The sequence below is a fragment of the Methylophaga sp. UBA2496 genome (genome assembly GCF_002341635.1).
GTDB lineage: Bacteria > Pseudomonadota > Gammaproteobacteria > Nitrosococcales > Methylophagaceae > Methylophaga.
This window is the reverse complement of sequence record NZ_DDOK01000005.1, coordinates 244,385-258,100: the sequence shown is the minus strand read 5'-3', so window position 1 is coordinate 258,100 and position 13,716 is coordinate 244,385. Positions and strand designations below refer to the sequence as shown.

Here is a 13,716-nt window from a genome sequence, read left to right as displayed (position 1 = left end):
GTTACGTTCGGGTAAGTTTCGTTATCAATCGCCAGGCAACAAACAAAAAGCCAATCGGCAAAATCAGCATAATTAATACAAACTCAGCTAATAAATAAATGGCAGCATTAATGCCCTGCTCGGCTTTTTGTTGAATATCCTGCAATCTGGCTTTTACATCCAGGTTATCTTTAAATCCTTGATACCATGTGCGTGACGGTTCCTCGGGATCAGGCTGCAGTGCAGCCACTTGCTGCCGGGTGGTTTGTAAAACGGCTATCGCGTCTTGTCTATCGTGTTCCAGCCAAACCTGCACCTGATTGGATGCCATGATCGTCAATGGAATAGCCAACCTCAGTAAGGTAATTACCAGCACCAGATTGAACAATCTTGCAGACCAGCGTTCAGGTAATTTTTGCCAAAGTACCAGCACCAAGACAATGGCTGCAAAGCCAGCTAGTAGCCAACGGAATATGGCAATATCTCCCATGGATAACAGGATCTTCTGGATACCCAATGATGCGGAGGCCATTAAGAGCACCGTAGAAAACTGTTCAATCAAATCATTCAGCGGGTCCAGTATTTGTCCCGGGGTAAGCGTCAGGCCAACCCCCATTGGTTCGATGGACAATTCCGTACCCTGAGCAACTGAAATGACGGCATTCAGTCCACGTGCAATGGCATACACCGTCAGAGTGACTTTAAGCATCTCACTTAGTTGGTTTCCCGCATTTGACTCAAATGGAATGAATGCCAATAGCACGCAACTGAGCATAGTCAGTGCAGCAATACTCTGGCCGCGATGTAATGCTGTTTTCAACAATAACTCCCGTTTGTATATTGGTATTTGTTCATACCCGGACCGACGTGGCAAAACCTATTCCAGTAGATTGTTACATTTGATTGTTATTGTTAAAAGAAATTAAACATGCTTGATGCGCGATACATCTTCACTAAAGTTATCCGGTAAGTCATATTAATCATAGGGCTCATAATTTTTATCAGGTTTATCATCGCGAATCGAGGGTTGTTTTGAATCATGAATCCCCAGAAAATAGAAAACCAGCAATAACAGATAAAAAAACAGTAACCCATCATCAGACACAATACTCAGAATGGCCCAGGCTGGAACAATATAAAACACCAGATTCAACATCACCGTTAACACTTTTCCCAGTCGGCGTTTTCCCAAATCGTATAAATATCCGGCAAACAACCCAGTCATATATCCGCCAACTACTGCAAGAATCAGCAACAGAATCACGCCTATGGTTGAAAACTTATCCATTGATACCCTTATTTAAGATGGCTCCATACAGATAATGACCTGATAAAAACAATTTGTCATTGCCTGTTGATCAGCAATTAATATGACCATCAAAGGTTGGTGTTTGAGCTCAAAAGCAGGCAATATTGTTCCAACGAATATTGCCGTGGAGTTTGCCAATGCGACATCAGCTTTTCATCCTCAGCCTGGTCGGCTGTTTGCTGGGTTGTAATGAACAAACAGACAAGGTTGAGCAGGATAAAATTGATCCTGTTCTGCAATTAACTCACTGGTGTTTTGAGCACTGGAAAGATCAGCAATGGACTATGGGTGAGTCGGATTTGCTGGCCGTGGATAACCTCGCGTTCAGTGAAGGTATTCGTAAAGTTTGCCGGGCACGAGCAGAACTTTATGCAGAGGGTTATGAAATTTATCCCTTCATAACCGATACCATGCAACGAGAAATTTATGCTTTGGTATTTTCAGCTGATATTGAAGACATCAAATCACATTTAAAACAGCATCTGCCAAAACTCAAACGCATTTGAGCTACAGGTTTAATTGCTGATGCAGGCCTTGTCGATAGGCACTGATTGCCGGAATCAGCGCCACCAGAAAACTCGCGATAAGTACTATTGGCAACATAAACAGAAACTCATTAATGATTGATAATCGCGTCAGCAAAATCCCATACTCCTGCAACAACCAGTCTTTCAGTACATACATACTTAATTGCAAACTGATAAAGGCTGAGATTGCCGCGGCCAGACTGATTAATAACGCCTCAATCTGAAGTAAGGCAAACAAAAAGCCAGGCCGATAACCTAAAGCCCGAAGCACTGACAACTCATGTCTACGCTCACGCATTGAAACCAGAAGCATATTGGCCATGCCAATCAAAGCACCTAACAACACAAGTGAGGCAACCAGTAATAATATCTGCTCTACGCTGCTCAGCATCGACCATAAGGACATCAGTGTCGCACCTGGCAGAATTGCCTGTAATGGTTCTTGCCGATATTCATTGATTTGGCGTTGCAGATTAAAGGTCTGTATCCGCGAATTAAGTCCCAGCATAAATGCCGTAATGGTTTCTGGCTGTAAATCTTCTAACTCGGGCGTGGCTGTGTCCGGCATTCGCACCCCGCCCTGCCAGTTGAAATGAATGGCTTCAATGCCTTGTAAACTCACATACACAGATTGATCGACCGGTGTGCCAGTCGGGGCCAGAATACCGGTAATTTTAAACGGATGATCGTCATGTTTACTAAAGCTGGTACTGGCAATACCATGTGCCAGCACAATGGCATCATCTACTTGATAACCCAGTTGTTTGGCGACTTCTGAGCCAATCACCGCATCAAAATGTTCATTAAACGCTTTGCCATGCTGAAAGGTGAGCGTTTGTTTATTCCCAAAGCGGAAAAATTCAAAAAAGTCAGTACTGGTTCCCACCACACGATAACCTCGATGTGAATCCCCCAAAGAAATTGGAATGCTCCATGCCACAGATGGATTCGTCGCAAATTCCTGATAACTTTGCCAGGAAACATTATTGGTCGGCACTCCAATGTGAAATACAGAATACAGCAGAAGATTCACCTGACCGGTACGTGCGCCGACGATCAAATCAACACCCGAAACCGTTTTGCTAAAACTGTCCTTTGCCTGATAACGAATCGTTTCCACGCTCAATAAAACAAAAATACTCACAGTCATCATCAAAATAGTAAGTAACACGCTGACTCGCCGGGCCAACAAACTTTTCCAGGCCAGTTTAAACAGCATGATTTTCTCCTGCATCTACAAATGACTGAATATCCAACTGTCTGGAAAAATGCCGTGCCAGACTGCGATCGTGACTGACAAAGAGTAGTGTTGCCTGTGCCGCTTTGATCTGATCCAGTAACAAATCAACAAAACTGTCACGTGCATCACTGTCCAGAGCTGATGTGGGCTCGTCGACAATTAGTAATTCGGGTTCATTGATAAGGGCACGGACAATGGCCACTCGTTGCTGCTGGCCTACACTCAGTTGAGATGCAGGCCGCATCAGTATTTCAGGATCAAGTTGCAACGCATTCAACAACCCGTCTCTGCGTTGTTGCAGATACTGTTTATCCCTCAAGGAAAAATGACTGGCCAGTTTGATATTGTCTGCAACGGTTAAATACGGGATCAGGTTAAACCGCTGAAACACCATGCCAATATGCCGAGCCCGAAACGCATCACGTTTTCGATGACTGAGCCGGTTGACGATCACATTATCAAGACTGATATTGCCCTGCTGGGGTAACAAGATGCCTGCCAACAGATTCAATAAGGTCGATTTACCTGACCCGGATGGCCCATAAACAAACACCGTTTCACCTTTTTCCACCCGCCAGTGAGCAATTTGCAATAAGGCCTTGTCTGAGTCAGGGTGATAACGAAATTGACAATTTTCTATTTGGATAGCGGGACACTGGGTCATACGTTTACCGAATTGAATGATGGATAATTTATGTCAGTCACTTTATTGTTATAACATACCATTTTCGTTCGAATTTTAACTTCCCGGATACATCATGACCGCACTGAAATATGCAAAGTTCTGGCTTGTTTTTTCCGTCATAGCTGGCCTGACAATAGCGCAACCTCTGTTCGCAAACGACAAATACCAGGCCATCGATTGGGTCGACCTGATGCCAGAAGACGACCTTGAAGCATTAATGAATCCACCGGAATATCTCAGTGAAATCGAAGATGGTTCATTTGAAGATCAAATCAGCAGTCAATTGGTCGGTGCCCTCGAAAGTTCTGCCGATGATCGCTATCAACAGGCCTTAACGTCTGCCAAGGTCAAACCTGAATATGATCAGCGGCAGATTCGTCTACCCGGTTTTATGGTCCCAGTCGAAATGAACGAAAAGCAACTGGTGACCGAATTTTTTCTGGTGCCGTTTTTCGGTGCCTGCATCCATTATCCCCCGCCCCCGCCCAATCAGATTATTTATGTCACATCCAAAGAAGGTGTCGCTCAACAGAATCTGTACGATCCTTATTGGGTTGAGGGCACTCTGACAACCACCATCACCGAAAATGAAGTGGCCGTATCAGCCTATTCGATGACAGCCGACAATATTGAGTTATACGAGGAATAATCCGCTAACACTTTATTGCTGCAAACCGCTGAGGTTGATCCGCAAGCAGATCCTCCTGCACCCCGTAATTAGATAATTTCATCGAATAAAAACGATCGAAGTAGTCTTTCACTGTCGATTCAATCTGCCGATCAAAATGTGGTTTAACGGTCATGGTTTGCCCAAACTGGCGATGTACAAACTCACCTTTTTCGATAATCAACTGACCGTTTTTGAAGACCCATTGGGCTTTTCTGAACATCGCCGCTTTATCATCCTGCTCCCGATAAACCGCAATATCAGCCAATGCGCCAGGTTGCAGATGTCCACGGCCATTCAACCCAAGTAATTTTGCCGGGGCCGCCCGCGTCATAATGGCAATATCATATAAGCTGAATTCCTGTTTCAGATCTTTGAGCAAGGTCAGCTCCATGATCTCCGGATCCAGTTCGGCCAGACAAGCCATGCGAAAATCATAATCCATCAATAGATGCAGTAAATCCGGGTAACGGGTAAACGGTGCACCATTGGGGTGATCGGTGGTGAAAAACAAACGCCAGGGATCGCCGGATAACAGGAAAATCTCCAGACCAATAGCCCACTGCAAACCATTTACAAAACTGGCTTTTTTGTATTGATATGGCACGATGCCACCACTGCCCTCATCTTCGGCATGCCACATTACCCATTTATGCGGACTGGCATCACCACGACGGGAAAATTGAGCGATGATATCGCCAGACATAGTCACGGTCTGACCAAATAACACCTGCCCGACATCCATAGTGATATTGGGGTGGCGATTAAACGCTTCCATTAGCTGTGCCGCGGCTGAAGAAAAACCACGAGTGCCTTCGGCTCCATAGCCATAAAATTGCACATGTGCCAGATGCATCGGCAAGCCTTGAGCGGCTTCCATGGTATCAATGGCAGTTTGTACATTGCCGGGCACACCAAGGTTATTACAATGCACATGTACCGGATGCGGAATACCCAGCTGATGCACAGCGATCTGTAATGAAGTCAGTAAGCGCCGGGAACTGATGCCATAATCCGGTACTTCATCATCCAAACCAAACTGTTCAACTCCAGCCTTAAACGCCTGCGAACCACCGGCATTAATCACTTTTAAGCCTAATGCCTGCGTGGTATTGATGGTCCAGCTCACATAGTCATTAATCTGATCCTGCGAGGCACCACTTCGCAACATCGATACCAGCAAATCATCACTGCCGAGAATCGCCAGCGCTGCGGTATCAATGATCGGAATATCCGCCATTTCACGGTGAACCTGCGGCGCATTGACCGGCAACATCGCCGGTTCAACCACCATGCTGTAGCCCATTTCTGTATAGCGATAACCGGTTTCAAAACTAGACCAGCGGGCATTATAGAATGGCAGATTTTCCTGTCGTTGCAGATGATTACGATGTTGATCGGGCAGTAATAAACGGGCTGTATTCACATTACCCCCTGCAATATGGCTGTGAATATCCACACCGCCCGCCATGGTAATAGCCCCATTTAAATCATAGGTAATAGCCGAATCCTTATCACTTATATTTTTCGGATCAACGATTCGATCATCACGGATCCACAGATCCATGAGTTCACCATTTAACTTTTGTACCGGGTCGTATACGCGAGCGTTTTTAAGACGGGTTAACATGCTTTATCCCACATATCTGTAATAGTTGGTTTTCCATTTTTTTTGCATCAAGTGGCATATCGGTAACGAACTCAATACGGCTTTCTGCTGCCTGAGCGGGCAGTTTTCCAATGGTTAAATTGTCATCAGCTTGATTGATTGCAACAAAGCCCTCTCTGGTTCGAAAAACAGCTTTAAAACGCACCTGTTTAAATTGCTCCAGCCATGACATCAGCGGTTGGTAATCAAAACTGAATGTTGATTTGAACCGCCAGCCATAGCTATACCAGCCACTTAACTTTTGTGTGGCCGCCAGGTAGCCGCAATCTGGAATAAGTTGTTCTTCATTATCAACATTAAACTCCGCTGGCTGTTCCTGCCAGACAGCCTGATTAAATTTAGCTTTTGGTTTTAGCCATTCAGGATTAATTTTGGCTTCTTGCGTGATCTGTAAAGGCAATTCCTGAAGATGCAGCTCATTGATGTATCGTTTTAAAGCATCAACTTCGCTCTGGTCATACATATCGGCCTTATTCGCTACCAACAGATCAGCAATCTGCAATTGCTGCTGAAACGTCTCATGTTCACGATATTTCGCTTCAGCCATATGACGAGCATCCACCAAGGTCAGCGTGGAACGTAAATCAATAATTGATTGATAAAATTCACCTGACAGCACGGCGATCACTTCTTCCGGGTGCCCCAGACCACTGGGTTCAATCAATAACCTGTCGGGTTTGGCTTTTCCAATAAGCTGATTGAGTGCCACCTTCATTGGTAAACCGGCAGCACAGCACATACAGCCACCGGGCACTTCACGAATGGTGACTTCGCCTTCAGCAGAATCATCAGTCTTTAACAACTGACTATCTATGCCCACTTTGCCAAATTCATTAATTAATACCGCCCAGCGCTCACCTGCCGGTTTGGTCTGTAAAAGGTGCTGGATCGCTGTGGTTTTACCAACCCCAAGAAAACCGGTAATCACATTGGTCGGTATCGCCTTTTGAAAAAGCTTAAATTGGACGGTTGGTTCAGCCACGATTACGCCGAGTTTGTAACATAATCAAGCCGACAAAAAACAGGCCGATCAAAACTAAATTAATTAAGCTTTTTAACGTATAGCTTTGCATTACCGGCTGATATTCAAATACAGGAATATTAGCGAAATCGGCTTCCGTAAACGACTTGTCAAAAAAATAGAAATCAAAGAAGTAATCGCGCAATTGCTGGTGATAATCACCAATCTGATCCAGAAATGCCTGACTTGCCAACATATCGGTATCGGCGAAACGATTCATACTGTATTGCAAACGCATCACCGGTGATAACCAGGCAACTTGATTGCCAATCTGGTGGGAATGCACACGACTCTCACGAAACTGCGCGACCGCCTCTGCCACAATCACATCGCTCATATGCTGCATCGCATAATACCAGCGCCAGTCGAAAGGCTTTTGCAACGTCGGTTCAGTAGTTTGCCACTGAGGATAATCCTGCAAATAAACATCGAAATCCGCTTGCTGATCCCTGTCCCAGCTGTCATGCATAAACTCTCGTTGATCAAAGATCATGGAAACATGTTCAGCGGGTTGCTGTTGTTGTGTTTGATACAGATATGCTAATCCGGGCAGCACAAAAGCAAACACAATCCACAGGCTGATAAATAACAAACTGTTAAAAATAGCTGTGCGTTGCAAGCTGATAATCCAGCCAGTGATTAAAAACCAGCAGAGTTGATAAGCCAATAAAACCGCAGCAACCTGCAACCATATTGAATCAAAATCAATATCTGTCATGACCACTGCTGCAAGCAGAATCAGTAAATTCACCACTGCCAGCAGTCCAGCTGCAATCAACATCTTTTTAGTCAGTAACATGCCACTATTTGCTACCTGCGATGCCAGTAATGACCAGCGTCCGCTGGCCTTCTCTTCCGCCAACAGATTTAAACTTAATGCCGCAATCAATAACGGCATCAGGTAAATCCAGATAAAACTCAAGTCCAGCTTACCAATAGGCATAGCAGCAATATTGCCAGTCGCCGTATTGCTCAATTGACTTTGCAAACCTAATAAACGAACTCTTGTGTGGCTGGCCGATTCGCTACGTTCACCATGTATCAATGCCGACCAGGCAGAAGGTTTTTGCCAGACAGGATGAAACTGGTAATAACTCAGATATCCTGAGTCGTATGGCGCTAACGGAGCATCCTTCTGATAGTCTGCCAATTCGGCTTGGTAATTTGCTTCGCTGATAGCCCGCTGTTGATATTCACGATGCAGTCCTGTCTGTCCCCAGATAATGGCTAATAAAGCTGCTAGAAGATAAGCTGCCATCAGCCATTTAAAGAGCTTGTTCTGCCATAACAAGCGTAATTCAAATTGAATAAATCTCACCTTAATCAACCTCGTTACGACTGCGGGAAAGTAACAACACACCGATGATTAACCACCCCAGCAATATTAATAAAGGCAGGTAAATCAGATTCAGTTCGTTCTGCAAGGTAGGTGATTGATAATCAAATTGCTGCAGATTTGCCAATTGCTCATTCGAGACTTTTTGTTCACGATCATGGGCATGGTCGATTTGTTCTGCATGCAACTGATTCAGTTGCTTGATGAAATTAAAGCGAAATTGCTCCGCAGCATTTTCATAATGCAAAAAACTACCCGCGTTGGTCGCCGCAAAAATAGACGATAACTTGTTAGCTAATAAATAGGGGGAAAACCACGCTACATAACTGACCAGTTGATTTTGCTGCTCAGCGATTTGCATCACGTTTTCATATTGTTGGGTAAATACTTCGCTGGTAATGCGCTCGCCTTCCTGCATCACGATGCCACGCCAGTTGACCGGTAAATCCTCGACACGTGACACGCCATATTCGGCCAACACTCTTTCACGAAATTCAGTGAAATGCGGATCATCCGGGTTATGCGAATCACCGACTTTGGCAATCTCCTGTGCTGTCTGAATATCAAATACCGCACGATCCGGCATCGGATACTGCATCTCAGCCAGACTGTAGGCCATTTTCGGCATCACAATCACTGTCAGCAGCCAAAACAACAATAATGCAGACAAACTTTGCTGATTGGTGCGGCACCAGTTAGAAAACAGCACCACCGTGATGGTCCATAACAGGCAATAAAACAGATATAAAACAAACATCAAGCCCATGCGTAACACATCGCTGCCATGCACATGCGATAACAGCATAAAGCCAATAGCAATACTGAAAATCACTAACAGAAAAATCAGTGAGATCAGACTGTAAGCCAGCGTTTTGCCGAATAAAAGCTGCCTGACACTGATGCCTTGCGAGACCAGTTGACGTAATGTGCCATGACCACGTTCACCACTCACACTATTAAAGGCCAGAGCGATCAATACCAGCGGCCAGATCACCAGAATAATCGTCGCCCCTGACAGATAGCCCAGTCCCATATAGGCCGTGCTGCTGACATATTGTTTAAAGCTGCTGCTGTTTTGCCGATGCGCTTCCAGAAACAAGGCATTACCGACAAACGGATTCACCCCGCTATCAATAAAACTCAGTGGTGAGATGATGCGAAACACCATCGTGCCGTAATGTGCTGCACGATGCGGATGTCGATCTGGCTGTGCTTCCCATTCAGCATCATTCTGCTGCTGCCAGATGGTTTGCGCTTCAATAAAATCCTCCTGCTGTTGCCAATGGGAAAACGCAATTAATGCCGTTAACACCAATAACAATGGCAACAGGATTTTCAGGGTCTGGCTGCGCCATTGGGTGATCAGCTCATGACGAGCGATTTCGACTATCGGATGTTTCATAATCAGAATTTATAAGCTACTGAGACACTGGCATTGACGCCATCACCCGGTGAATAAATCACCCCATCAACGCCACCATTGTCGTAGACATACTCATAGTATTCGTTGAACAGATTATTGACCTGGAAGTTAATATTGCCCCAACTGGTTGCATAATCCATGCTGGCATTCACCAGATTGTATTTACCAAACTTGCCGCCGCTATTGGCTTCGTTTATATACGATGAGCCTTGCGCGTCATAGTGAACACGTCCTGTGAGAGCTGGTGTAAACAGGTAAGCGATACCAGTTGATGCGGTATAAGACGGAATGCTGCGTAATTCATTGCCACGATCAGCGCCAGGGCTTTGAATTTCTGAATCCACGGTGCTGAAGTTACCCCATAGCGTTAGTTTGTCAGTTGCCATCCAGCTCATACCAAAGTCAGCTCCCTGACGCAGGGTTTTACCGACGTTTTGAGCCAGGCCATCAACTAATATAAACTCATCCTTAGCCTTTTGTTCCCAATAGGATAATCGTAACTCGAGGCTATAGGTTGGCATCCACTTCACCCCAAGTTCCCAGCCATCATTGACCGAGACATCACGTGCAGAACGATCGCCATCGGTATAGCCACTACTGCTGACCGGGTGTTGAAAACTGCGTCCAGCATTGGCAAATAACGTCACTTGATCCGTTGGGTAGAGGAACAGATTAAATTTGGGTTGCACAATGGTGCCATAGTCATAACTATCTTGATTACTGATCACCTCACCCGCTGCATTACGCTGCTTAAAATCCCCATCAATTCGATCAGCCCGAACCGCTGCATTCCAGGCTATAAATTCATTCGGTGCGTGAGATACCTGCAGATAAGTGCCTTTGCTGACAAAATCATAATCAAAGTTACGCGAAACATTACTGGTATCACGTTCGCGGACATTGCCGATGGTGCCGAAACGCTGCTCCAACACATCCTGGCGCTCGATATCCAGCCCCCAGTTTAATGCCCACTGCTCATTGATATCCCAGGACAAGGTTGAGATAAAACCATAATGATCCTGCTCATCATAACGATTGGCCAATGAACCAGCCTCACTGAACCTCACCCAACGCTCACGCTCGTAATAGTTGTAATAGGCTTTGGCTGACCAGGTCAGATCATTACGTAAGGCGGTATCAAAATGCAGACTGTAGGATTGGGTTTCCTTATCACCGCCATCCTGTCTTGCATAGGCAGCTGATCGGGTCGGATGTTTACGGGCTTCTTCTTGGGTCAGATAACCCGGCGCATCGGCATCATACTCGGCGACTCGGGCAATAAAACCGAGCGAGGTATCGTCAGATAAATCATAAAACCAGTGGCCACCCACACTGTATTTATCAATATCGTAATTATCCCGGTAACCTTCCGATTCACGATAACCGGCAAAATAGCTGTGTTGCAGGTTACCGGTTTGTTCTCCCCAATAGCCTTGTATCTCACGTGCGTTATAACTGCCAAGGGTGACTTCAACTTCACGCGCTATATCTGAGCGAGTGGCAATATTGTAATTACCGGCTACGTTAAATGTGCCATAACGCGGATCACTATTGCCTTTATAAACCTGAATGGTGTCAATATTACCCGGAAACAGTTGATCCATCTCGCTGTAGCCGTTATGCAGATTGGATGGAATACCATCGATTAACAGCTTGGCGTGCGGAGTACTTCCCTCAGCGGCAAAGCCACGAATGCCGATATCGGTGTTGATAATGCCCTGATTGTATCGGGCAAAATAAACACCGGGAATTTTGGTAAACAGCTCCATGGTGTTGTTCACATGACTGATGGATAACTCTTCTCGCGAGATAATATCCTGTGAACCGGCCAGATTTTCATCGGCATAATCCGGACGTGTACCTAATACCACTAAAGGATCAATACGGGCGGCGGGTTCATTATCAGTCTCGGCAAAGACCACAGATAACGGTAGAGCAGACACAATCAGGCTGCTAATAAAAGTTTTTTTCATCATAAATTCCTTAGGCAGCAAACTGATCAAAGTAACGTTGCGTTAGCTGATCCAGTGTTAACGATTGCGTGGTAATGAGATCGGTTAAATGACCTTGTTTCATAATGCCAATCCGGTCAGCCAGTTGATGGGCGCATAAAAGATCATGTGTGACGATCAACACTGCCGCACCGCGAGATTTAATCGTATTCACTACTTGAATAAAATCCTGAGTGGCAACCGGATCCAGACCGGATGTCGGTTCATCCATCAAAATCAAACGAGCGTGTTTTAACAACGCAAAGGCAATGGCTACTTTCTGCCGCATGCCTTTGGAATATTCTGCGAGATGCTTGGTAAAGTCAGCCGGTTTGAGTCCGGCACTGAGCAACGCTTCGTGAATTTGCTGGTCAGTTAATTTCATTTTGGCCAGCACAGCCAGATAGTGAATATTTTCAATGGCATTAAAACGCGGATAAAGATTGACGTTTTCCGGCACATACATGATTTTCTGTCGGCATAAGGAGGCCTGCTGATAGAGGTCATCACCCTCCAGCGTGGCGCTGCCACTGCTTGGTGCAGTAAAGCCAAGCAACATATTCAACGTTGTTGTCTTACCCGCGCCATTGGCACCCAATAAACATAAAACCTCACCGGAAGCGATTTTGAAGTTGAGATGATCAACGGCAATTCGATTGCCAAATGATTTGGTTAACTGGTTTACTTCCAGCATGGTTTCTCCTGAAGCGTTTTATCAAATGGGTATCGGGCAAAACGATCACCATAATAAATACGATATATCACATCAATTTAATGCAAAATACGTAAATCTGCGAATGAAAAAAATTTCTACTTAACGTTGTTGTTGGCAGGCTTCACACAAGCCATGCAGTTCAAGCTGTGGGCTATTAAGCTGGAAATGATTGTGCTCAATACTCTCTTCCAATGCATGAATCAATTGTTTATCTACACCGATTTCCCGTACCTGCTGACAATTGTCACAAATCAGAAATTGAGGCGTCTGGTGTGAATGTGAACAGGCAATATGGGCACAGGCAATAAATTTATTATTGGAGGCCAGCTTATGAACCAAGCTGTTCTGCATCAGAAAGTCCAGCATCCGATAGACTGACATCACCGGAATATTTTCATTGGTTTGCTGACGATAAAGTTCAGCAATCTCATACGCTGAACGCGCTGCCTCAGCTTTCAGTAATACTTCAAGAATGTACTTACGTTTACTGGTTAATCGGGCGCCATGCTCAACGCAACTACGTTCGGCCTGCTGCAGAACATTCTCTATATCGACTGTCGTCATTAGTTGATCCGGATAGTGGTTCGTTGTGGATTTAATTCCAGTTGCTGCTGACCGGTAGGTAACACCATTTGAACCTGCAACGTTTCCAGACGGTTATACACATCGAATAAATTGATTTTCAAACCGGTTATGTTATCTGGCTGTTCGCAACGCACAAAATAACTGACATCGAGATCCGCATGCCCTGCTTGACCTTGACTGTCAAAAGGCTCATCGATTTCGATTGACTCGGCTTTACAAGTTGAACCTTCAACGGTCAGCAATACATCCAACATTTCCAGTTGTTGCAACATATCGTGGTAAATGGCCTTTTGCTGCTCTGTTTCGGGTTGGTGCTCAAAACCTAAAAAATTCATCAACGGCGATTGTAAATGCAACATCAATTCCTGACCATCCATCACTAAATCCAGCGTTGCCATGCCATGAACATGCGCTCCATGATGGCGATGTCCCTCATGTTGGTGATGTTCATGATGCTCGTGATGTTTATGCCCATGAGACTCTTCATGGGCGTTTGTGATGGGCATAACAGCGAAGCCACAAACCGCAGAAAATAAATATGGTGCTATCCGCATTTTTATCTGTCTCCC

At 45.1% G+C, this 13,716-nt stretch carries 14 protein-coding genes; 2 read left to right on the top strand and 12 right to left on the bottom strand.

Annotated elements, in window-relative coordinates; translation table 11 throughout:
* Nucleotide 1: 1 nt before the first annotated feature.
* Nucleotides 2-799 (bottom strand): hypothetical protein, encoded by a 798-nt coding sequence (locus B2W60_RS08380; protein WP_292359770.1) that lies wholly within the window; start codon nt 797-799, stop codon nt 2-4.
* Between the two features lie 156 nt (nt 800-955).
* Nucleotides 956-1,267 carry a hypothetical protein gene (locus B2W60_RS08375; RefSeq protein ID WP_292359772.1) on the bottom strand — a complete coding sequence of 104 codons (312 nt, stop codon included), beginning with the start codon at nt 1,265-1,267 and terminating at the stop codon, nt 956-958.
* A 158-nt stretch (nt 1,268-1,425) separates the two neighbouring features.
* On the opposite strand from B2W60_RS08375, the gene B2W60_RS08370 reads away from it, so the two are divergent.
* A complete protein-coding gene (locus B2W60_RS08370) occupies nt 1,426-1,794 on the top strand; it encodes a hypothetical protein (RefSeq protein ID WP_292359774.1) in 369 nt (122 codons plus the stop codon).
* A 1-nt stretch (nt 1,795) separates the two neighbouring features.
* Here the strand turns inward: B2W60_RS08370 and B2W60_RS08365 are convergent, their stop codons facing one another.
* Nucleotides 1,796-3,034 (bottom strand): ABC transporter permease, encoded by a 1,239-nt coding sequence (locus B2W60_RS08365; protein WP_292359776.1) that lies wholly within the window; start codon nt 3,032-3,034, stop codon nt 1,796-1,798.
* Entirely contained in the window at nt 3,024-3,719 is a 696-nt protein-coding gene (locus tag B2W60_RS08360; protein WP_292359778.1) for an ATP-binding cassette domain-containing protein, read from the bottom strand. The genes B2W60_RS08365 and B2W60_RS08360 overlap by 11 nt, the downstream gene beginning before the upstream one ends.
* Nucleotides 3,720-3,813: 94 nt before the next feature.
* On the opposite strand from B2W60_RS08360, the gene B2W60_RS08355 reads away from it, so the two are divergent.
* Entirely contained in the window at nt 3,814-4,389 is a 576-nt protein-coding gene (locus B2W60_RS08355; protein ID WP_292359780.1) for a DUF3299 domain-containing protein, read from the top strand.
* Nucleotides 4,390-4,393: 4 nt separating this feature from the next.
* Here the strand turns inward: B2W60_RS08355 and B2W60_RS08350 are convergent, their stop codons facing one another.
* From B2W60_RS08350 to B2W60_RS08315, 8 genes are all read right to left on the bottom strand, one after another.
* Nucleotides 4,394-6,037: a formylmethanofuran dehydrogenase subunit A gene (locus B2W60_RS08350; protein WP_292359782.1), complete on the bottom strand. Its 1,644-nt coding sequence runs from the start codon at nt 6,035-6,037 to the stop codon at nt 4,394-4,396.
* Entirely contained in the window at nt 6,021-7,058 is a 1,038-nt protein-coding gene (locus tag B2W60_RS08345) for a CobW family GTP-binding protein (protein WP_292359784.1), read from the bottom strand. The genes B2W60_RS08350 and B2W60_RS08345 overlap by 17 nt, the downstream gene beginning before the upstream one ends.
* Nucleotides 7,051-8,415 carry a DUF3526 domain-containing protein gene (locus B2W60_RS08340; RefSeq protein ID WP_292359786.1) on the bottom strand — a complete coding sequence of 455 codons (1,365 nt, stop codon included), beginning with the start codon at nt 8,413-8,415 and terminating at the stop codon, nt 7,051-7,053. Before B2W60_RS08340 ends, B2W60_RS08345 begins: the two co-directional genes overlap by 8 nt.
* Nucleotide 8,416: 1 nt before the next feature.
* The gene (locus B2W60_RS08335) at nt 8,417-9,835 is read right to left on the bottom strand and encodes an ABC transporter permease (RefSeq protein ID WP_292359788.1); all 1,419 of its coding nucleotides are present in this window, start codon (nt 9,833-9,835) and stop codon (nt 8,417-8,419) included.
* 2 nt (nt 9,836-9,837) lie between these two features.
* Nucleotides 9,838-11,829, bottom strand: coding sequence for a TonB-dependent receptor (locus B2W60_RS08330; protein ID WP_292359789.1), 1,992 nt, complete (start codon nt 11,827-11,829; stop codon nt 9,838-9,840).
* Nucleotides 11,830-11,839: 10 nt separating this feature from the next.
* Complete coding sequence (locus B2W60_RS08325; protein WP_292359791.1) at nt 11,840-12,541, bottom strand: ABC transporter ATP-binding protein; 702 nt, start codon at nt 12,539-12,541, stop codon at nt 11,840-11,842.
* 120 nt (nt 12,542-12,661) lie between these two features.
* Nucleotides 12,662-13,126, bottom strand: coding sequence for a Fur family transcriptional regulator (locus B2W60_RS08320; protein ID WP_292359792.1), 465 nt, complete (start codon nt 13,124-13,126; stop codon nt 12,662-12,664).
* Nucleotides 13,126-13,701, bottom strand: a complete 576-nt coding sequence (locus tag B2W60_RS08315) for a DUF2796 domain-containing protein (protein ID WP_292359794.1) — start codon at nt 13,699-13,701, stop codon at nt 13,126-13,128. The genes B2W60_RS08320 and B2W60_RS08315 overlap by 1 nt, the downstream gene beginning before the upstream one ends.
* Between the last annotated feature and the right edge of the window lie 15 nt (nt 13,702-13,716).